The sequence below is a fragment of the Streptomyces sp. NPDC002057 genome, assembly GCF_040296665.1.
Classification (GTDB): domain Bacteria; phylum Actinomycetota; class Actinomycetes; order Streptomycetales; family Streptomycetaceae; genus Streptomyces.
On record NZ_JBEOXR010000007.1, the window covers coordinates 66,455 to 85,854 of the forward strand.

Annotated in this window: 16 protein-coding genes and 1 tRNA gene; 11 read left to right on the top strand and 6 right to left on the bottom strand. The window is 73.1% G+C overall.

From position 1 onward, the window contains the following. The first annotated feature begins 6 nt into the window (after positions 1 to 6). The 6 genes from ABT129_RS08465 (at position 7) to ABT129_RS08490 (ending at position 7,482) form a co-directional block, all read left to right on the top strand. Entirely contained in the window at positions 7 to 1,176 is a 1,170-nt protein-coding gene (locus tag ABT129_RS08465) for a helix-turn-helix domain-containing protein (RefSeq protein ID WP_351898235.1), read from the top strand. Positions 1,177 to 1,346: 170 nt separating this feature from the next. After that, the gene (gene orn / locus ABT129_RS08470; protein WP_351898237.1) at positions 1,347 to 1,949 is read left to right on the top strand and encodes an oligoribonuclease; all 603 of its coding nucleotides are present in this window, start codon (positions 1,347 to 1,349) and stop codon (positions 1,947 to 1,949) included. 119 nt (positions 1,950 to 2,068) lie between these two features. Continuing rightward, positions 2,069 to 2,141 (top strand) — tRNA-His (locus tag ABT129_RS08475). A gap of 263 nt (positions 2,142 to 2,404) precedes the next feature. Further along, positions 2,405 to 4,087, top strand: coding sequence for an aspartate-alanine antiporter (gene aspT, locus ABT129_RS08480; RefSeq protein WP_351898239.1), 1,683 nt, complete (start codon positions 2,405 to 2,407; stop codon positions 4,085 to 4,087). 9 nt (positions 4,088 to 4,096) lie between these two features. Continuing rightward, entirely contained in the window at positions 4,097 to 5,800 is a 1,704-nt protein-coding gene (gene aspT / locus ABT129_RS08485; RefSeq protein ID WP_351898241.1) for an aspartate-alanine antiporter, read from the top strand. Between the two features lie 32 nt (positions 5,801 to 5,832). Then, positions 5,833 to 7,482 (top strand): bifunctional aspartate transaminase/aspartate 4-decarboxylase, encoded by a 1,650-nt coding sequence (locus ABT129_RS08490; protein ID WP_351898243.1) that lies wholly within the window; start codon positions 5,833 to 5,835, stop codon positions 7,480 to 7,482. Positions 7,483 to 7,604: 122 nt separating this feature from the next. Here the strand turns inward: ABT129_RS08490 and ABT129_RS08495 are convergent, their stop codons facing one another. The 3 genes from ABT129_RS08495 to ABT129_RS08505 form a co-directional block, all read right to left on the bottom strand. Beyond that, complete coding sequence (locus ABT129_RS08495; protein WP_351898245.1) at positions 7,605 to 9,119, bottom strand: glycoside hydrolase family 18 protein; 1,515 nt, start codon at positions 9,117 to 9,119, stop codon at positions 7,605 to 7,607. 150 nt (positions 9,120 to 9,269) lie between these two features. Continuing rightward, positions 9,270 to 10,679, bottom strand: coding sequence for a HAMP domain-containing sensor histidine kinase (locus ABT129_RS08500; protein ID WP_351898248.1), 1,410 nt, complete (start codon positions 10,677 to 10,679; stop codon positions 9,270 to 9,272). Then, positions 10,676 to 11,386 carry a response regulator transcription factor gene (locus ABT129_RS08505; protein WP_351898250.1) on the bottom strand — a complete coding sequence of 237 codons (711 nt, stop codon included), beginning with the start codon at positions 11,384 to 11,386 and terminating at the stop codon, positions 10,676 to 10,678. Before ABT129_RS08505 ends, ABT129_RS08500 begins: the two co-directional genes overlap by 4 nt. A 78-nt stretch (positions 11,387 to 11,464) precedes the next feature. On the opposite strand from ABT129_RS08505, the gene ABT129_RS08510 reads away from it, so the two are divergent. Then, positions 11,465 to 12,046, top strand: coding sequence for a hypothetical protein (locus ABT129_RS08510; RefSeq protein WP_351898252.1), 582 nt, complete (start codon positions 11,465 to 11,467; stop codon positions 12,044 to 12,046). 55 nt (positions 12,047 to 12,101) lie between these two features. Here the strand turns inward: ABT129_RS08510 and ABT129_RS08515 are convergent, their stop codons facing one another. Both ABT129_RS08515 and ABT129_RS08520 read right to left on the bottom strand, forming a co-directional pair. After that, the gene (locus tag ABT129_RS08515; RefSeq protein WP_351898254.1) at positions 12,102 to 12,968 is read right to left on the bottom strand and encodes a spermidine synthase; all 867 of its coding nucleotides are present in this window, start codon (positions 12,966 to 12,968) and stop codon (positions 12,102 to 12,104) included. A gap of 88 nt (positions 12,969 to 13,056) precedes the next feature. Continuing rightward, the gene (locus ABT129_RS08520; protein WP_351898257.1) at positions 13,057 to 13,500 is read right to left on the bottom strand and encodes a hypothetical protein; all 444 of its coding nucleotides are present in this window, start codon (positions 13,498 to 13,500) and stop codon (positions 13,057 to 13,059) included. Positions 13,501 to 13,728: 228 nt separating this feature from the next. Between ABT129_RS08520 and ABT129_RS08525 the strand changes: the two genes are divergently transcribed. After that, entirely contained in the window at positions 13,729 to 15,015 is a 1,287-nt protein-coding gene (locus ABT129_RS08525; protein ID WP_351898259.1) for an NsdA family TPR-like regulatory protein, read from the top strand. A 57-nt stretch (positions 15,016 to 15,072) separates the two neighbouring features. Here ABT129_RS08525 and ABT129_RS08530 read toward each other — a convergent pair whose 3' ends face one another. Beyond that, on the bottom strand, positions 15,073 to 15,666 hold the full coding sequence (locus tag ABT129_RS08530) for a histidine phosphatase family protein (RefSeq protein ID WP_351898262.1): 594 nt from the start codon (positions 15,664 to 15,666) through the stop codon (positions 15,073 to 15,075). Positions 15,667 to 15,810: 144 nt separating this feature from the next. Here ABT129_RS08530 and ABT129_RS08535 point away from each other — a divergent pair, with 144 nt between their 5' ends. From ABT129_RS08535 to ABT129_RS08545, 3 genes are read left to right on the top strand one after another with little or no spacing between them, the layout of a single operon-like run. Further along, positions 15,811 to 16,689 (top strand): phosphatase PAP2 family protein, encoded by an 879-nt coding sequence (locus ABT129_RS08535; protein ID WP_351898264.1) that lies wholly within the window; start codon positions 15,811 to 15,813, stop codon positions 16,687 to 16,689. Next, positions 16,583 to 17,770, top strand: a complete 1,188-nt coding sequence (locus ABT129_RS08540; protein ID WP_502981690.1) for a hypothetical protein — start codon at positions 16,583 to 16,585, stop codon at positions 17,768 to 17,770. The genes ABT129_RS08535 and ABT129_RS08540 overlap by 107 nt, the downstream gene beginning before the upstream one ends. A gap of 37 nt (positions 17,771 to 17,807) precedes the next feature. Further along, entirely contained in the window at positions 17,808 to 19,397 is a 1,590-nt protein-coding gene (locus tag ABT129_RS08545) for a hypothetical protein (RefSeq protein WP_351898266.1), read from the top strand. The last annotated feature ends 3 nt before the right edge of the window (positions 19,398 to 19,400 follow it).

The window sequence follows — 19,400 nt, forward strand, 5'->3', positions numbered from 1 at the left end:
AGCGTCATGAGCCAGGACTCCGCCGCACCGGAGGCCGCACGGAAACTGACCGGGCGCCGCCGTCGCGAAGTCGTCGCGGTGCTGCTGTTCAGTGGCGGCCCCATCTTCGAGAGCTCCATCCCGCTCTCCGTTTTCGGCATCGACCGGCAGGACGCCGGGGTGCCCCGCTACCGCCTTCTCGTCTGCGCCGGCGAGGACGGCCCGCTGCGGACCACCGGCGGGCTCGAACTGACCGCGCCCTACGGCCTGGAGGCCATCAGCCGCGCGGGCACCGTCGTCGTCCCGGCCTGGCGGTCGATCACCTCGCCGCCGCCACCGGAGGCGCTCGAAGCGCTGCGCCGCGCACACGAGGAGGGCGCGAGGATCGTCGGTCTGTGCACCGGTGCCTTCGTGCTCGCCGCGGCCGGTCTGCTCGACGGCCGGCCGGCGACCACGCACTGGATGTACGCGCCGACGCTCGCCAAGCGCTACCCGTCGGTCCATGTGGACCCCCGGGAGCTCTTCGTGGACGACGGGGACGTGCTGACCTCCGCCGGCACCGCGGCCGGAATCGATCTGTGTCTGCACATCGTGCGGACCGACCACGGCACGGAGGCCGCGGGCGCCCTGGCGCGCCGGCTGGTCGTCCCGCCGCGGCGCAGTGGCGGTCAGGAGCGCTATCTCGACAGGTCTTTACCCGAGGAGATCGGCGCCGACCCGCTGGCCGAGGTCGTCGCCTGGGCGCTGGAGCACCTCCACGAGCAGTTCGACGTGGAGACCCTGGCCGCCCGCGCGTACATGTCACGGCGGACCTTCGACCGCCGGTTCCGCTCGCTGACCGGTTCGGCACCGCTGCAGTGGCTGATCACCCAGCGGGTGCTCCAGGCACAGCGGCTGCTGGAGACCTCCGACTACTCGGTCGACGAGGTCGCGGGCCGGTGCGGCTTCCGCTCGCCGGTGGCGCTGCGCGGCCACTTCCGGCGTCAGCTCGGCTCCTCGCCGGCCGCCTACCGGGCGGCGTACCGCGCGCGGCGGCCGCAGGGTGAGACCGGCACGGCGGTGCTCGACGCGGTCGTGCCCGCCCAGGTCTCGGCCGGCATCCGGCGCCCGGCGTCCCCGCTCGACCCGGGGAAGCCGCAGTCCGACGCCTACGCTCCGGGGCGCGCCTCGCTCCCGGGCCAGCGCAGCGCGCCGTAGCACCGACCCGCGCGGCCACGAGCGGCGCGCCGCAGGACCGAAGGGCGCCCGGGGAGACCTCCCCCGGGCGCCCTTCGCCGTCCGCGGGACCGCCCGCCCGCAGGGCCGGGCGACGCGGGCCGCCGATCGACGCGACACCCCCTGGGTGAAGAGCCCCTAAGGTAGGACGCATGAACGATCGCATGGTGTGGATCGACTGCGAGATGACCGGGCTCTCGCTGACGGACGACGCACTCATCGAGGTGGCCGCACTGGTCACCGACTCGGAACTGAACGTGCTCGGCGACGGGGTGGACATCGTGATCCGCCCGCCGGAGGCGTCCCTGGAGACCATGCCGGAGATCGTGCGCCGGATGCACACGTCCTCGGGGCTCCTGGACGCGCTCGCCGACGGCACCACGCTCGCCGACGCGGAGGCCCAGGTCCTCGCGTACATCCGCGAGCACGTCAAGGAGCCCGGCAAGGCGCCCCTGTGCGGGAACTCGGTCTCCACGGACCGCGGCTTCCTCGCCCGGGACATGCCCGCCCTGGAGGGCCACCTGCACTACCGGATCGTCGATGTCTCCTCGGTCAAGGAGCTGGCCCGCCGCTGGTACCCGAGGGCGTACTTCAACAGTCCGGAGAAGAACGGCAACCACCGGGCGCTCGCCGACATCCGCGAGTCCATCGCCGAGCTGCGCTACTACCGTGAGGCGATCTTCGTCCCGCAGCCCGGTCCGGACTCGGAGACCGCGAAGCAGATCGCGGCCCGCCACGTCGTCCCGGCCGAATGACCCCCGTCGGGTAGGGCCCGCTCGCGCCCCCGGATCAATGCGGGCGCGAGCACCCTCCAGGACCCTGTAGACTTCTTCTCGGCCGGTCAGGGAAACCTTCGGGAAAACCGCCGGGCATGGTGGGTATAGCTCAGCTGGCAGAGCACCTGGTTGTGGTCCAGGATGTCGCGGGTTCAAGTCCCGTTACTCACCCTGATGATCGAGGCCCCGGTTCGAAAGAACCGGGGCCTCGGTCGTTCTCGCGCCTCCGGCCGCGCTCCCGGCCGCGCCCGCGCCCGCCTCCCGGACGCGCCCCCGAGCGCACCCCCGGCGCCACTCCGGAGTGTGTTCCCGGTCACCCTCCCGGCGCTCACCCGTTCGGGCGAGGCGTTGATCCACTTCGACGTTCACCCTGTTAGCGTCCCCATATGTCCAATATCCCCACATATCGTCACGATGGGGCGAGGTGAGGGCGCATGGGAGTCCTGCGTGACAACCCCGAACTCGCCCTCTTCCTCTGCCTCGCCGCCGGCTATCTCGTCGGCAAGCTCCGCGTCGGCCCCATCACGCTCGGCGGCATCTGCGGCACCCTGATCGTCTCGCTGCTCCTCGGCGCCTGGGCGAAGGTGACCATCTCCGACGACGTGAAGACGATCTTCTTCGCGCTCTTCATCTTCTCGCTCGGCTACATGGCCGGACCCCAGTTCTTCGCCAACCTCAACAAGAAGAGCCTGCGCTACTTCACCCTCTGCTTCATCGAACTCGTCTCCGTCGTCGGCATCGCCCTCGGCCTCGCCAAGGCCTTCGACCTGGACGTCGGCACCGCCGCCGGCATCCTCGCGGGTGCCGCCACCGAGTCGGCGGTCGTCGGTACGGCCACCGAGGCCATCGGCAACCTCTCCGGCCTGACGCAGGAGCAGATCACCCAGTACCAGGGCCACGTGGCCACCGCGTACACCGTCTGCTACCTCTTCGGCCTCATCACCATCGTCATCTACACCAGCCAGATCATGCCGATGATGATGCGGATCAACCTCCGCGACGCCTCCCGTGAGCTGTGGGAGAAGATGCGCGGCTCCGGCGGCGGTCTGGAGTCCGACGAGCGCGAGGCGCTCCCGGGCATGGTCGGCCGGACGTTCCTGGTCACCCAGGCGGACGGCGCCAAGGTCGGCGACCTGGAACGCTCGCTCGGCGGCCGGGTCACCGTGGAGGCGGTGAAGCGGGGCAGCCGGGTCCTCACCCCTCCCCCGCCCGACTTCGAGCTGACCCTCTCCGATCTGGTGCTCACCGTCGGGCGGCGGGCCAACATCATCGAGGCGGGGCGCGTCATCGGTCCCGAGACCCCGGCCGTGCCCGGTCTCGACACCCCGCTCGCCACCACCCAGGTCTCGCTGACCGACAAGGGCGCGGTCGGCAGGTCCCTGGACGCCCTGTCGAAGGAGCACCCGGAGTTCTCCTCCGGCGGGGTGTACGTGACGGACGTGCTCCGCAACGACCAGCACCTCCCGGCGACCCCGGAGACCGTGGTGCACCGCGGTGACGTCCTCACCCTGGTCGGCGCCCGCTCGGGCCTCGGGAAGCTGGCGTCGAAGGTCGGCGCGGTCGTGAAGAACGACTCCACCGACTTCATCTACCTGGGGCTCGGCATCGTCTGCGGTTCGCTCCTCGGGCAGATCGTGGTCACCTTCGGCGACGTCCCCATGTCGCTCGGCACCGGCGGCGGCTGTCTGATCTCCGGGCTGTTCTTCGGCTGGTTCCGCTCCCGGACCCAGACCTTCGGCGCGTTCCCCCCGCAGGCCGCCTCCACCCTCAAGGACATGGGCCTGGCGATCTTCATCGCCTGCACGGGTCTGGTGTCGGGTCCGCAGGCCTGGCCGCTGCTCAAGGAGTACGGGGCCCTGCTGCCGTTCGCCGGGATCGCGATGGTCCTGATCCCCGCGACGATCTCGCTCTTCGTCGGCCGCAAGCTCCTGCACATCGAGAAGCCCCTGCTGATCGGCGCCATCGCGGGCCAGCAGTGCTCGACCCCGGCGATCACCTCGGTGACCCAGGTGGCCCAGAGCTCGGTCCCGATGCTCGGCTACACCATCACGTACACGCTCTCGAACTTCCTGCTCCCGCTGACCGGCCCCCTGCTCGTCGGCATCCTCGGGGCGTGAGGGGACGCGATGATCGACTTCCTCAACCGGAACGTCTTCCAGCCCCACCCCGAGCTGCTCGTCTTCATCACCGTCGCGCTCGGCTTCCTCTTCGGCAGACTCCGCTACAAGGCGATCGCGCTCGGCGCCGTCACCGGCTGTCTCGTGGCCGGTCTGCTGCTCGGCGCCCAGTTCAAGGTGACGATCGACGGCACCGTGAAGAACCTCTTCTTCACCATGTTCCTCTTCGCCCTCGGCTACAAGGTCGGTCCCCAGTTCTTCCGGGGCCTGCGGAAGGACGGTCTGCCGCAGGTCGTCAACGCGGTCGTGGTCTGTGTGACGGGCCTCCTCGTCTCCTGGGGCTTCGCCGTGATGCTGGGGTACGGCCCCGGGCTCTCCGCCGGCCTGCTCGGCGGCGCGCTCACCCAGTCCGCGGTCATCGGTGTCGCCCAGGACGCCATCGGCAACCTGCCGGGGCTCTCGGCCGAGCAGATGAAGACCGAGGAGAACCTGGTCGCGATCGGCTACGCCGTCACCTACCCGCTCGGCACCATCCTCTGCGCGATGCTCCTCGCCAACGTCCTGCCCAAGCTCTACAAGCGGGACCTGGCCGCCGAGTCGGCCGCCCTCGCCGCCGAGCTGGACGCCCCGGGCGACGACCCGGACCTGGCCGAGGGCTACTACGAGGTCGTCCTGCGCGCGTACCGCATCGACCGTCCCGACCTCGTGGGCCGCACGATCGACGACGTCGAGAACCAGCAGCGGGCGCTCGGCCGCCGCGTCTACGTCACCCGGGTGCGGCGCGACGGACGGATCCTCGACCACGACCAGGGGACGGTGCTCCACGAGGGGGACACGGTGGCGGTCAGCGCGCTCCGCGGCTCGCTCGTCGACTTCGACGCCCGCACCCACATCGGCGCCGAGACCGACGACGTCGAACTCCTCGGCTACCAGACGGAGACCCTGCACGTCGTCGCCTCGGAGAAGAAGCAGCTCGGGAGGACGATCGCCGAACTGCGCCGCGAGCCGTTCATGGTCGGCGTGTACGTCGACAGGCTGTACCGCTCGGGCGCGGAGTTCCCGTACCGGCTCTCCACCCGCCTGGAGCGCGGCGACACGGTGATCCTGACCGGCCCGAAGCGGCTGGTGGACCCGGCGGGCAGGGCGATCGGCAAGCCCGTGCCGACCTCCTTCGCCACCGACATGCTCTGGGTCGGCCTCGGCATCTTCCTCGGCGGCTGCGTCGGCATCCCGGCCCTGACCGTGTCGGGCGTGCCGATCTCGCTCTCCACCTCCGGCGGCGCCCTGATCATGGGCCTGGTCTTCGGCTGGATCCGCGGCAAGTACCCGACGTACGGCAACGTGCCGCCCGGCGCCCAGTGGTTCATGGACACCCTCGGCCTCTGCCTCTTCATCGCGGTCGTCGGCATCAACGCCGGGCCGAGCTTCACCAGCGGCCTCTCGACGGCCGGCTGGGGGCTGCTCGTCTGGGGCGCGGTGGCGACGGTGATCCCGCTGATCGTGGGCTTCCTGCTCGGCCACCACGTCCAGAAGATCCGGTTCCCGATCCTGATGGGCGTCCTGGCCGGCGGCCAGACGACGACGGCGGCGATCGGCGCGATCAACGAACAGTCCCGCTCGCAGATCCCGACGCTCGGCTACACGATCCCCTACGCGGTGGGCAACGTCCTGCTGACCATCTGGGGCGCCGTGATCGTCCTCCTCAACCACTGACCCGCATCCCTCTCGTACGTAAGGAAGTCACCGTGCCCAGGACCACCTTCACCCGCGAGGAGATCCAGTCCTTCGCGCAGCTCTCGCCGTTCGAGCTCAAGGACAAGTTCATCCAGATCGCGCAGGCGGCGCAGGCCGGCAAGCCCGGCCAGAAGGAGAAGTCGCAGACGCAGATGCTCAACGCGGGCCGCGGCAACCCGAACTGGGTCGCCACCGGCCCCCGGGAGGCCTTCTTCGCGCTCGGCTACTTCTCCCTCTCCGAGTCCCGCCGCGTCTGGACCGCCGACGACCTCGGCGGCATGCCCGAGCTCCCCGGCTCCGGGGAGCGCTTCGACACCTTCGTGCGGCGCCACCCGGACCTGCCCGGGATCGAGCTGCTGCAGAGCTGTGTGGAGTACGCGGTCGAGCGCTTCGGCTTCGACAAGGACGCGTTCGTGCACGAGCTGACCGACAGCACGATCGGCGACAACTACCCCGTGCCGGACCGGATGCTGCCGCACGCCGAGCAGATCGTGCGCGGCTACCTGGACGACGAGATGTTCGACCGGCGGCCGCCCGCCGGGACCATGTCGCTCTTCGCGACCGAGGGCGGCACGGCCGCGATGTGCTACATCTTCGACTCCCTGATGAAGAACGGCATCCTGCGGAAGGGCGACCGCATCGCGCTGATGGTGCCGGTCTTCACCCCGTACATCGAGATCCCCGAGCTCGACACGTACGACTTCGACGTCGTGACGGTCAACGCGAGCCTCTTCACCGAGACCGGCGTGCGCGAGTGGCGCTACCCGACCGAGGAGGTCGCCAAGCTCGCCGACCCCTCGGTGAAGATGGTCTGCCTGGTCAACCCGTCGAACCCGCCGTCCCTGGCGCTCAGCGAGCGCGTCGCGAACCAGATCAAGGACATCGTCGCCACCGCCAACCCGAACCTGATGATCGTGACGGACGACGTGTACGGCACGTTCGTCGAGGGCTTCCGCTCGATCGCCGCCGACCTGCCGCGCAACACGCTCCTCGTGTACTCGTACTCCAAGCACTACGGTTGCACGGGCCACCGGCTCGGCGTCATCGGCCTCCACGACGACAACGTCGTCGACGAGATGCTCGCGAACCTGCCGCGGGAGGAGAAGGACCGGCTGAACAGGCGGTACGGGACGCTCAGCCTGGAGCCGGAGCGGATCCGGTTCATCGACCGTCTGGTCGCCGACTCACGGCAGGTCGCCCTCAACCACACGGCCGGGCTCTCGCTCCCCCAGCAGGTCATGATGTCGCTGTTCTCGCTCTTCGACCTGCTCCCCCAGGGACAGGCCTACAAGGAGAGGATCCGGGGCATCGTCCGCCGGCGGCTCGACCTGCTCCTCGAAGGCGCCCACATGAAGATCGCCGAGGACCCGAAGCGGGCCGGGTACTACATCGAGCTGGACCTGATCGCGGAGGCCGAGCGGGTGCACGGGAAGGACTTCGCGGACTTCCTGGAGAAGAACTACGAGCCGGTCGACCCGCTGTTCCGGCTGGCCGAGCAGACCAGCGTCGTCCTCCTCAACGGCGGGGGCTTCGACGGCCCCGAGTGGTCGGTCCGGGTCTCGCTCGCCAACCTCGACGACCTGGACTACCTGAAGATCGGCCACCATCTGCGGGCGATCTTCGACGACTACGCGGAGGAGTGGAAGGCCTCGCGGGGCTGACCGGTACGAGGCGTCGCGGGGAAGGGGGGCGCGCCCCGGCCGAGGGGGGTGGGGTGTCGTCGGCCGGGGCGCGCGTGTGGGGGGCGCGATGGCTTGCGGGGGGGGCTACGGGGAGGGCGGGCCTACTTGTAGGCGGCGAAGGCCTTCGTGAAGGCCAGCGGCTGCTGGAGGATCGAGGAGCAGGTGGCGTCGGCGCGGTTCACGGCGCCGTCCGGGCACTGCTTGTCACGGGTCGAGGACCACATCGAGAGCCAGCCGATCCCCTTCGACCTCGCGAAGTCGACGAGCTGGGTGGCGTCGTCGACCTTGAAGATCTCGGTGGTGACGTCGTTGACGCCGATCATCGGGGTGACGGCGACGGCCTTCCAGGCCGCCGCGTCGGAGAGCCCGAGGACACCCTTGATCTGCGCCTGGGTCGCGGTCGCCGCCTGGATCGCGTACGTCCCCATGTCGGCGCTGTACGCCGGCCCGTAGTCCATCGCCATGATGTTGACGGCGTCGACGCGGACCCCGTTCCTCTTGGCGTCGGCGAGCAGGTCCACGCCCGGCTGGGTCAGGCCCTCGGGCATGACGGGCAGGGTGAAGGAGACGTTCAGGCCGGGGTGGGACTTCTGGAGCTGGGCGATCGCCTGCGAGCGGCGGGTGTTGGCGGCGGTGTCCGGGAGGGCCGCGCCCTCGACGTCGAAGTCGACCTTGGTGAGCTTGTACCGGTCGACGACCTTGCCGTACGCGGCGGCGAGCGCCGAGGAGGACGAGCAGTTCAGGGCCAGCTCGTGGCCGGCGGCGCCGCCGAAGGAGACCCGGACGTCACCGCCCTTGGCGCGCAGGGCGCCGATCTGGGCGGCGACCCTGTCGTCGGCGAGGTCGGTGACGCCGCCCCACAGCGGGGCGCACGCGCCGCCGGAGGTGATGAAGGCGAGGTTGAACTCCTTCACACCGGTGGCGTCGGCGGTGGCGAGCAGGTCGTACGCCGGGTAGAGCGAGGTGTCGACGTACGGCGCGTACCGGGCGGCCGTGACCGGGCCGCCGGTCGCGGTCGCGGTGGGCGTCGGTGTGGGGGTGGGCGGCGCCGTGGTCGCGGTGGCGGTCGGCCGGGGGCTGGTGGTGGCCGTGGCGGTCGGCTTCGGGGTCGTGGTGGCCGAGGGGGAGGCGGTGGCGGTGGGCGGGTCGGTGGGACGGCCGCTGGGGGTGGGGGCGGTGCCTCCGGCGGAGCAGGTCGCCTTGTTGATCAGGCAGCCGGACGGGTCGCCGGCCTCTCCCGCCGCCGAGGTGACGAAGCCGACGGTGACCGAGGCGCCGGGTGCCAGCTGCCTGTTCCAGCTCGCGGGCTTCACGGTGACGTGGCGCCCCGAGACGGTGTGCTCGCCGTTCCAGAGGGAGCCGATGGTCGTCCCGGCCGGGAGGTCGAACTCCAGGGTCCAGTCGGACTGGGCGGCGGAGGTCTCGTTGGTGACGACGTACTGCCCGGTGTAGCCACCGGTCCAGGAGCTGGTCCTGGTGTACGCGGCGCCGACCGCGGCGGCCTGGGCCGTACCGGTGAGGGCGAACGCGGCGCCGCCGACGACGGCGGCGGCGACGACCGCCCCGACGACCTTGGTCCTGGTGCTCGCCCTGCGCCGGTGCGAACTGGTGCCCATCGCGTGCCTGCCTCTACGTGCCGGAAGTGGGGGGTGCGGCAGCACGCTAGCGACCGGGGAACGGACAAAACGGTGTCCGTGGACACGGGCGGGGATCCTTAGGCTCCGCTTAAGGAAGACATCGGAACCACGAAAGGTTGGGGCGCGGCGTCAGCCGTCGGCGGCCCGGCGGGTGCCCGTGCCCCCGCGCCGGCGGCGGCTCGGGCGGTGGCCCCGGCGGCCGGCCGTGCTCCCGGTGCGGCGCCCGTCGAGCCCGATCCAGATCCGGACCTCGGTGCCGCCGAGCACCGAGTGCCCGATGCGGACGTCGCCGCCGGTGGCCTCTGCCATCCGGCGCACGATGTCCAGGCCGAGACCGGTGGAGCCGTCCCTGGCGCCGCTGTTGCCCCGGGCGAGGGCGGCGGCGGGGTCGGCGATGCCGGCGCCCGCGTCGGAGACCAGGACGATGACGGCGTCGTCGCCGTTGTGGACGTCGATCGAGAAGGCCGTCCCCTCCGCGGTGTGCCGGAAGACGTTGCCGAGCAACGCGTCCAGGGCGGCGACGAGTTCGGGGCGGGCGACGGGGATCCGGACCGGGCGCTCGACGCCCGCGACGCGGACCCGGCGGCCCTCGTCCTCGGCGAGCGCCGACCAGAACTCCATCCGCTCGCGCACGACTTCGGCGGCGTCGCAGCCCGCGCCGGGTCCGGTCGCCTGCGTCTGCGGCTTCGCGTCCCGGGCCGTGCGGATGATGATGTCGACCTCGCGCTCCAGCTGCTCGACGGCCGCGCGGGTCTGCTCGGCGACCGGACCGGAGCCGAGCGAGGCCGCGTTGAGCCGGAGCACGGTGAGCGGGGTGCGCAGCCGGTGGGAGAGGTCGGCGGCCAGCTCCCTCTCGTTGGCGAGGAGTTGGACGACCTGGTCGGCCATCGAGTTGAACGCGACGGCGGCCGACTTGAGTTCGGGCGGCCCCTCCTCGGGGACCCGGGCGCCGAGCCGGCCCTCGCCGAGGTCGTGGGCGGCGCCCGCGAGCCGCTGGGCGGGCTGGACCATCCGGACGCCGAGCCGGTCGGCGACGGCGACGGAGCCGACGATCAGGGCGATGCCGACCCCGGCGAGGACCAGCCAGGCGGTGGCGACGCCGTTGGACACCTCGCCCTCGGGGACGAAGAGTTCGACGACGGCGACCTCGCCGCTGCTGAGGGCGGTGGGCTGGAGCAGCGCGAAGCCGCCCGGGACCTCGGCGATGGAGGCCCGGCCGAGCCGGCGGGTGGCCGCGAGCGCCTCGTCGTCGGCCCGCCGGGTGCCGATCTCCAGGGGCGCGGAGCCGGGTTCCTCGGCGGGCACGTGGACCGCGAGCCGCCCTGCGGCCCCGTCCTCGGTGGTGGCGACGGCCTTGTCCAGCTCGTCGCGGTCGGTGGTGATGGCGAGGACGGGGGCGAGACCGGCGGCCCGCCGCTCGGCGTTGGAGAACGCCCGGTCGCGGGCCATCTCCTTGACGACGAGTCCGAGGGGTACGGCGAAGGCGACGACGACCATGACGGTGACGGCGAGCGCCACCTTGACGAGCGCCCATCTCACGGCTGCGGCTCCCGGGGCGGTTCCAGCTTCACGCCGACCCCGCGCAGGGTGTGCAGATAGCGGGGCCTGGCGGCCGTTTCACCCAATTTACGCCGCAGCCATGACAAATGTACGTCGATGGTCTGGTCGTCCCCGTACGACTGCTGCCACACCTCGGCGAGCAGCTCCTTGCGGGGGACGACGACACCGGGCCGGCCCGCGAGGAAGGCGAGCAGGTCGAACTCGCGCCGGGTCAGGTCCAGCGGGGCGCCGTCCAGCTCCGCCTGACGGCGCAGCGGATCGACGGTCAGCCCGCCGACCCGGATCACCCGGGACGGCGGCGCCTCGCCCGCCGAGCCCCGCGCCCGGCGCAGGACGGCCGCCATCCGGGCCGAGAGGTGGTCGACCGAGAACGGCTTCACGAGGTAGTCGTCGGCCCCGGCGTGGAGGAGCCGTACGATCTCCGCCTCGTCGTCCCGGGCCGTCGCGATGATCACCGGTACGTCGGTGATGCCGCGCAGCATCTTGAGCGCCTCGGACCCGTCCAGGTCGGGCAGTCCGAGGTCCAGGATGACCACGTCGAAACGGAAATGGGCGACCTCGCGCAACGCCTCCAGAGCCGTGCCGACACTCCGTACGGTGTGGGATTCCGTAGTGAGCTCGGTCAGATGGCGGATGAGGGCGGAGCGCACGAACTGGTCGTCCTCGACCACGAGCACACTTGCCATGGGCCGCACCGTACGCCATTCGGGGGAATGTGAAGGATCGACCACCCTCCGGCGGGGGTCCACGCGGTGTGGTGCAGTATGGCCCGGATGCGAAGAGGACTCGTTCACGCCCTGGCCTGGTCGCTCGCCACCGGCGCGGCGGTCACCCTGTCCTGGTGGGGAGTGCACACGGTGCTGTCCGGAACCGTCTACGACCCTCCGCGCGCGCTGCCCCTCCCGGTCGGCAGCGCCGGCGAACCGGTCGCGGGCGGCAGCGATCCGCTGACCTCCTCGACCCGGAGTCCCGCGACCACCGAGCCCTCCGCGCCCCCCACCACGAAGCCCACGCCGAGCGGCGGCCGTTCGACCCCGGCCACCCCCTCGGCGCCGCCGTCACGGCCGGCGAAGCCCACGACCGAGGCTCCGCCGTCCACCGCCCCGGCCGACTCCGGCTCGAACGTGAAGACCTGGACGGTGGACGGCGGCCGGGTCACCTTCGACCTCGGCGAGACCTCGGCCGAACTGGTCTCGGCCACCCCCGCCTCCGGCTGGCAGATGCAGGTGTGGAAGCAGCCGACGTGGATCCGGGTCACGTTCACGGCGAACGGCCGCGAGCTGTCCGTCTTCTGCGTCTGGCACGACACCGCACCCCGGGTGGAGATCGAGGACCGCGCCGTCTGAGGCCGCGCCGCCCGAGGGGCCGCGCCGCCCGAGGGGACCGCGCCGCCCGTCCGGCTCAGCGGAAGGCGGAGGCGGGCGGTACGGGTGAGGGCTTGGCGCTCGCGTCGGTGACCGGCGCCGCTCCCCCGGCGAAGTCGGCGAGCGCGCGGCCGTGTTCGACCCGGCCCGGGTGCGGATCGGTGGCGACCCGGCGGGTCAGCTCGGCCACCGGCAGCTCGCGGTCGGAGGCGAGCAGGACCGCGTTGCCGAAGCGGCGCCCGCGCAGCACCGTCGGGTCGGCGGTCAGCGCCAGCTCGGGGAAGACGGTGGCGGCCGTGGCGATCTGGCCCCGCAGATGGGTCAGGGGCGGACCGTCGGCGAGGTTCGCCGCGTAGAGCCCGCCGGGCCGCAGCACCCGCCGCACCTCGGCGAGGAACTCGGTGCTGGTCAGATGGGCCGGGGTGCGGGCGCCGCTGAACACGTCGGCGATCACGAGGTCGGCCCAGCCGTCCTGGACCTTGGCGAGCCCGGCGCGGGCGTCGGTGGAGCGGACCCGGATGCGGGCGCCGGGGTCGAGCGGCAGCTCCCGGCGGACGAGCTGGACGAGGAGTCCGTCGAGTTCGACGATCTGCTGGGTGGAGCGGGGCCGGGTCGCGGCGACGTACCGGGCGAGGGTGAAGGCGCCGCCGCCGAGGTGGACGACCTGGAGGGGGCGGTTCGGCGGGGCGGTGAGGTCGGCGATGTGGCCGAGGCGCCGCTGGTACTCGAAGGAGAGGTGGGCCGGGTCGTCGAGGTCCACGTGGGACTGCGGGGCTCCGTCGATGAGGAGCGTCCAGGCGCGCGGGCGTTCCCGGTCGGGTATGAGTTCGGCGAGCCCGCCGTCGACGGTCTCGACGACGGAGACGGCAGCCGCCGCCCGGTCACGCTGCTTGTTCCTGGCCACGGACCCATTATCGGCGCAGCCGGGAGGGGCCCGCCCGGCGGCCGGGCGGGGCCGGACCGGAGGGCGCGACGGCGGCCGGAACGGTGCCTCAGTGGCAGCCGTCGGCCGCCTCGATGAGGCGGGCGGCCTCGCCGAGCGCCTCGCGCAGGACGACGGGGTCGGTGACCGGGTCGGTGTCCCCGGGGGGCAGCAGCCAGCCGGCGGGGCGGGGCGCGTCCCCGGCGGGTTCGGGCAGTTCCGGCAGCTCGGGGAGGCGCAGGCCGCGTCCCGAGGTCCGCGTACACGCGCTGCCGGGCATGTCCCAGGCGGCGGCCGTGCCCGGCGGGACGAGGAAGCCCAGGGTGTCGCAGGTGCCGTCGTGGACGACGGGGCCGACGGCGGGGACGGCGCCGCGCCGCAGGATGTCCACGGCCTCCAGGCCCTGTCGGACCGGCACGGTCACCAGGTCCCAGGGCTCGGCGGCGGGCTGGGGCCCGTCGGCCTCCGGGGCGGACGCGTGCCACGTGGCCGACTGCGAACCGATCTCCGACATGGGGACCCCTCCTCGCTCCTGAGGAGACACGTTCCGTCTCTCCCTTACGGTTCAACGCCCGGACGCGTCAACGGCTACGGCGGTTTCCCGCCGCAAAGGATGGCAGTTCATGGCAGATCCCAGGCGAGATATCCGATTTGTAGCAAAACTCTGCGTAGGCATCCTGTCACAGCAGGTACGTTCCTGTGCTGCCGGACCACCACCGGCAGCACAGGAGAGGGCTCGGCCATGGCGATGTCACGGGCAGTTCCCAATCTCGCCTTCCGCCGGCTCCGCGGACAGCACTCGCCGGCGGAGTTCGCCGCGGCGGTCCGCCGGGCGGCGCGGGAGATCGGCGAACAGGTCGCGTGCGACGCCCGCTACATCGGGCGCGTGGAAGCGGGCGAGATCCGCTGCCCCAACTACGCGTACGAGCGGGTCTTCCTCCATATGTTCCCCGGTCTGGACCTCTCCGACCTGGGCTTCTCCGCGCGGGAGTCGGTGCGCGGCCGGCGGCAGGCCGTCCCGGCCGGGACCCTCTCCCCCGCCGCCACCACGACCCGGAACGATGAGGAGAGCGACGTGCTGCGTCGCGCATTCATGACGAGCGGCTCCGCCACCCTGGCGGCCGCCTCGCTGGGACTCGGCGGCACCGCCGTCGCGATCCCCGCCCCCCGCGGCACCCACCGGATCGGCGAGGCCGAGGTCCGGGCCGTCGAGGACGCCGTACGGCAGATCCGTCTGCTCGACGACCGGCACGGCGCCGACGGGCTCTACAAGGTCGCCGCCCAGCCCCTCCGGGCCGCGTACACCCTGCTCGACACGGGGACCATGACCCGCCGCTCCACCGAGGACCGGCTGCACGCGGGCGCGGGCGAACTCTCCCTCTCCGTCGGCTGGCTGGCCCACGACTCGGGCCGGCACGAGGACGCGCGCTCGCACTACGCGGAGGCCCTGGCCACCGCGCGCGTGTCGGGGAACGCGGCCCTGGAGGCGCACGCCTTCTGCAACACGTCCTTCCTGGCCCGCGACACCGGCCGGTACCGCGAGGCGGTGCGGGCGGCGCAGGCGGGCCTGCGGGCCGCGCAGCCGCTGGACTCGGCCCGGCTGCTCTCCCTGCTTGCCCTGCGGGAGGCCGGAGCGTGGGCGGGGCTCGGCGACCGTTCGGCCTGCGAGCAGGCGCTCGGCCGCGCCCACGGATTCTTCGACCGGGGTCCGGCCGACGGCGACCCCGAGTGGATGTCGTTCTTCGGCGAGCCGGAGCGGGAGGCCCTGGAGGCCCAGTGCTGGTCGGCCCTGGGCGACTGGGGCCGGGCCGCCCGGCACGCCCACCGGGCCACGGTCCTGCAGAACCCCCACTTCGCCCGGAACCTGGCGCTCTACCGCGCCCATCTCGCGAAGGACCTCGCGCACGCCGGGCGGCCGGACGAGGCGGCGGTGGAGGCGAGGCGGGTGGTGGACTCCCTGGAGGGCATCGCCTCGGCGCGCATCCGCGGGATGCTGGCGGAGACCCGCCGGGTGCTGGCCGCGTACTGACCGCACGCACCCGCCGGGCGCCGGCCGCGTCCCGACCGCACGTCCCCGCGCCCGGGACTACTCCAGGTGCCCGGTGTCGTTCCAGCGCTCGACCGCCGGGGCGCCGTACGCCCAGCCGAGGACCGACAGGCTCGTCGGGTCGAGGCGGATGCGGGAGGCGAAGGAGACGTCCTCGCCCAGCCAGCGGGCGCCGATCGACCGCAGGATGTGGCCGTGCGCGAAGACCAGGACGTCACGGTCGGCCGAGCGGGCCCACTCCACGACCTCGTCGGCACGGGCCGACAGCTCGGCGAGGGACTCGCCCTCCGGGACCGCGTCACGCCAGATGAGCCAGCCCGGGCGGATCTCCTGGATCTGGGCCGGGGTCAGCCCCTCGTACGCCCCGTAGTCCCACTCCATCAGCGCGTCCCACGGCTCGGCCCGGTCGCCGAGGCCGGCGAGCTCGCAGGTCTCGCTCGCGCGGACCAGCGGGCTGGTGCGCACCTCCACACCCGGCAGGCCCTGCCAGGGACCGCGGTGCAGGCGCTCGCCGAGCAGCTTCGCGCCGCGCCGCCCCTCGTCGAGCAGGGGTATGTCGGTCCTGCCGGTGTGCCGGCCGAGAAGTGACCACTCGGTCTGGCCGTGCCGGGCGAGCAGGATGCGCGGTGCCATGGGAAGGATCTCCAGGGGTTCACGGTGCGGACGTGCCTCTCCCATCATCGCCCACGTGGATTCGGGGTGACGTCGGGGCAACCTGCCGGCGGCGCCCCGCGTCACCTCCCCCGGGGCCATGACCGTCTGGGGGGACTTTTCCGCATGAGCAAGCCACGTTGGTGGGCCGAGCTGTCGCTGATCGCGGTCGTGTACGCGGCCTACTCGGGCGGACGGCTGCTGGTGCGGGGCGACGAGGCCTCGGCCGTCGACCACGGGCTCGGGATCCTGCGCGTCGAGCGGGCGCTGGGGATCGACGCCGAGAGCCCGCTGAACCGGCTCTTCACGGACGTGCCCGCCCTGGGGATCCCGGCGGACTTCGCGTACGCCTCGCTGCACTACCTCGTCACGCCGGCCCTCCTGATCTGGCTCTTCCGCCGCCGCCCGGCGGAGTACCGGGCCGCCCGCACCTGGCTGATGGTCTCCACGCTGCTCGGTCTCGTCGGCTTCACCCTGCTGCCCACCTGCCCGCCCCGGCTGCTCGACCCGGCGTACGGCTTCACCGACACGATGGCCCACTTCAGCGCGTACGGCTGGTGGGGCGGCGAGGCCAGCGCGCCGCGCGGGCTCGGCGGCATGACCAACCAGTACGCGGCGATGCCCAGCCTGCACGTCGGCTGGGCGCTGTGGTGCGGGGTGATGCTGTGGCGGTACGGGCGGACACCGGCGGCGAAGGCCCTCGGGGTGGCGTATCCGCTGCTCACGACGGTCGTCGTGATGGGGACCGCCAACCACTATCTGCTCGACGCGGTCGCCGGCGCGGCCGTGATGGGGGCCGGTCTGCTGCTCACCCCGCACGCCCTGCGGCTCGCCGCCCGGCTGCGCGGGAGGGCGGAAGCGCCCCCGGTTGTCAGTGGCGGATGCGAGACTTCCACGGGTGAGCGCATCCCTGGACAGCGGTCTGTCAGAACCTCCGCAGACGACACGTCGGCTCGGGGTCTCCCCTGCCCGAGCGGAGCCGAGGACTCGGGGAAAGCTCGCTGAGCTGCGCGGGCCGGGCACTCCACCGCGTCCGCTGGACGCGCGGGCGCTGGCGGCGCTGGCCGCCAACCCCGGCTGCAGCCGGCGGGCCCTGCTCGACGGCGCCGGCGTCGACAAGTCCGCCCTCGCCGCGAAGCTCGGCTCACCGGCCCCGTTCGGGCAGTCGCAGTTCGCGATCGTGCGGGGCAACTCCTTCGAGGCCAAGGTCAAGGCGGACGGCGGCCGCGAGCTGCTGCGCCTGATCGGCGTCGAGGAGCCGGGCACGGTGTCCGTGCCGGATCTGGCGGCGGCCGGACCCGAGGGGCGGGTGGCGCGCACGGCGCTCGCCCTGCGGGAGGCGACCGGCGCCGGCGGCTGGGCGCTGCTCGACCATCCGCTGCTCGCCCTGGAGGTGGCGGGCTCGCCCGTGTACCTGGAGCCGGACGCGGTGGTGGTCCGTCCCGACGGCGGGTGGACGGTCGTGGAGATCAAGTCCTTCCCGATGGTCGACGGCGCGGCCGACGCGTCGAAGGTGGGCGCGGCGGCCCGCCAGGCCGCCGTGTACGTGCTGGCCCTGGAGCGGGTGGCCGCCCGCACGGAGGGCGCGCGGGTCGCCCGGTCGGTGCTCCTCGTCTGCCCGAAGGACTTCTCGAACGTGCCGACGGCCTCGGTCGTGGACGTGCGCAAGCAGCTTTCGGTCACCCGCCGCCAGCTCGACCGGCTGACCCGGATCGACGAGATCGCGGACGCCCTGCCGAAGGGCACGAGCTTCGACGTGGAGCGGTCGGCGCAGGAGCTGACGGCGGCCGTCGAATCGGTGCCCCATCAGTACGCGCCGGAGTGCCTCGCCGCCTGCGAGCTGGCCTTCCACTGCCGGTCGCGGGCGCGGGAGGCGGGCGCGGTGGAGACCCTGGGCCGTTCGGTACGGGGTGAGCTGGGCGGTCTGACGACCGTCGGCGCGGTGCTCGCGGCCTCGCGCGGCGAGGAGGGCGACCCGGCGGACCCGGCGGTGGCGGCGCTGCGCCGGGCGCGGGCGCTGCGCGAGGAGGCGCTGGCATCGGCGCCCGCACGCACTGCCCTGGAGCACACCGAATGCCCCTGCTGACACCCCCCGCCCGCGCCGTGCCCCGAAAGGCCCCCGCATGTCGCTGATCTCCACCCTCGCCCGGCTGGAGGCCGTCGAGTCGGGCCGGGCGCAGCCGCTCGCCACCGTCCGGCACCGGCGGCTCTCCGCGCGGCCCCTCGTCCTCGTCCCGCTGACGACGGCCGGTGAGGCGGGGGCCCCGCTGGGTGCCCTGGTCGGCACCGACCCGGAGGAGCCCCGGCTCCTGGTGGTGGCCCAGCCCCGGGACCGGGACCTGCGGTTCGCGTTCCTCGCCGACCTGGCCGAGGAGGTCCTGCCGTACGTCGACTCCTTCACGGACGCCGTCGAGGCGGTGGAGCGGAGCGAGACGGACCCCGAGACCGGCAAGAAGGTGAAGGTCGAGGTCGAGCTGTGCGCGGACGCGCCGCAGCTGCTCGTGCCGAGCCGGGCGGGCGTGGAGTACGTACGGCTGCTCGGGCGGTCCACCCGGTTCCGGCGGACGGCCGAGCAGGACCCGGAGACGCCGTTCCCGGCGCCGCCGCGCGTCCCGCTGCTCGGGCGCTGGCTGACGCACTTCGGCGACCGGGCCCGGGTGCCCGGTTCCTCGCTGCTGCTCTCCGCGACCGATCTCCTCAACCGGCACTGGGCGACCGGGCAGTCCTCCCTGGAGGACCAGCACCTGGGCGCGCTGCTCGCCTGGATCGACCCGTCCGACGGGGAGCCCGGCGCCGAGGCGGCGCTGCGGGCGGAGACGGGCCGGGACTCCCGGGGGCAGCTGCTGTGCCCGCCCGCCGGACCCGCCACCGACCCCGCCTTCGACAACGGGCTCCTCGCGCCCGCGATCGAGCGGTACGACCGGGCCCGGCAGGCGCTCGGCGCGGCCGAGGACGGCGAGGCCGCCGACACGGGCCTCGGCGAACTGCACCGGGCCGAGCGGGAGCTGCGCCGCCTGGTGGTCTCCCAGCTGAAGCCGACCTGGGACGCGGTCTGGCGCTCGGTCGGCCTGCTGCGGGAGCTGCCGGAGGGGGCCAGGGTCGAGGACCGCTGGACCCGCGACCGCTGGTCCTTCACCGCCCACCGGGACCGGGTGACGGCCGGCGAGCCGCCGCAGCCGCGCCGGGACGACGCGGTGACGGCGGCCCGGAAGCTCGCGGCCCGTGAGCAGGCGCAGGGCCAGCTGGAGGCGCAGGAGGCCCTGGACGATCCGCTGGTGCTGGCCGGCCGGCGGCTGGCGGGCGAGGCGTTCGCGGCCGAGGTGGTCGAGGTGACGATGGCGTGGACGGAGTCGAAGCGGCCCGCGCCGCGTCCGCTCCTGACGGTCCGCACGGAGGACCGGCCGCACCTGGGCGAGCGGGTGAAGGTGTTCCGCTCGCTCGACGGGAAGCCGCAGTCGGCGGAGTTCGTGCGGTACGAGGAGGACGGGGCGCTGCTGCTGCGGCTCCTCGACCGGATGGGCCGTTCGAAGGAGCCCGCGGAGGGTTCGGTGCCGGAGAAGGGCGAGCGGATCTCCTGGACGCTGTTCGAGCACGACCAGCGGGTCGGGCCGCAGCTGCCGGATCCGGAGGAGACGCCCTGGACGCACGGCGGCCCGCCGCGTACGGACGCGGTGGAGCTGCCCGACGCCGTGACCTCGGAGGACGTGCTGTGAGCC

What these genes read in the sequence shown, in the direction of transcription:
- ABT129_RS08465 (WP_351898235.1), top strand. Translation starts at nt 7, where the DNA reads ATGAGCCAGGACTCCGCCGCACCGGAGGCCGCACGGAAACTGACCGGG.
- orn (WP_351898237.1), top strand. Translation starts at nt 1,347, where the DNA reads ATGAACGATCGCATGGTGTGGATCGACTGCGAGATGACCGGGCTCTCG.
- aspT (WP_351898239.1), top strand. Translation starts at nt 2,405, where the DNA reads ATGGGAGTCCTGCGTGACAACCCCGAACTCGCCCTCTTCCTCTGCCTC.
- aspT (WP_351898241.1), top strand. Translation starts at nt 4,097, where the DNA reads ATGATCGACTTCCTCAACCGGAACGTCTTCCAGCCCCACCCCGAGCTG.
- ABT129_RS08495 (WP_351898245.1), bottom strand. Translation starts at nt 9,119, where the DNA reads ATGGGCACCAGTTCGCACCGGCGCAGGGCGAGCACCAGGACCAAGGTC.
- ABT129_RS08505 (WP_351898250.1), bottom strand. Translation starts at nt 11,386, where the DNA reads ATGGCAAGTGTGCTCGTGGTCGAGGACGACCAGTTCGTGCGCTCCGCC.
- ABT129_RS08510 (WP_351898252.1), top strand. Translation starts at nt 11,465, where the DNA reads ATGGCCCGGATGCGAAGAGGACTCGTTCACGCCCTGGCCTGGTCGCTC.
- ABT129_RS08520 (WP_351898257.1), bottom strand. Translation starts at nt 13,500, where the DNA reads ATGTCGGAGATCGGTTCGCAGTCGGCCACGTGGCACGCGTCCGCCCCG.
- ABT129_RS08525 (WP_351898259.1), top strand. Translation starts at nt 13,729, where the DNA reads ATGGCGATGTCACGGGCAGTTCCCAATCTCGCCTTCCGCCGGCTCCGC.
- ABT129_RS08530 (WP_351898262.1), bottom strand. Translation starts at nt 15,666, where the DNA reads ATGGCACCGCGCATCCTGCTCGCCCGGCACGGCCAGACCGAGTGGTCA.
- ABT129_RS08535 (WP_351898264.1), top strand. Translation starts at nt 15,811, where the DNA reads ATGAGCAAGCCACGTTGGTGGGCCGAGCTGTCGCTGATCGCGGTCGTG.
- ABT129_RS08545 (WP_351898266.1), top strand. Translation starts at nt 17,808, where the DNA reads ATGTCGCTGATCTCCACCCTCGCCCGGCTGGAGGCCGTCGAGTCGGGC.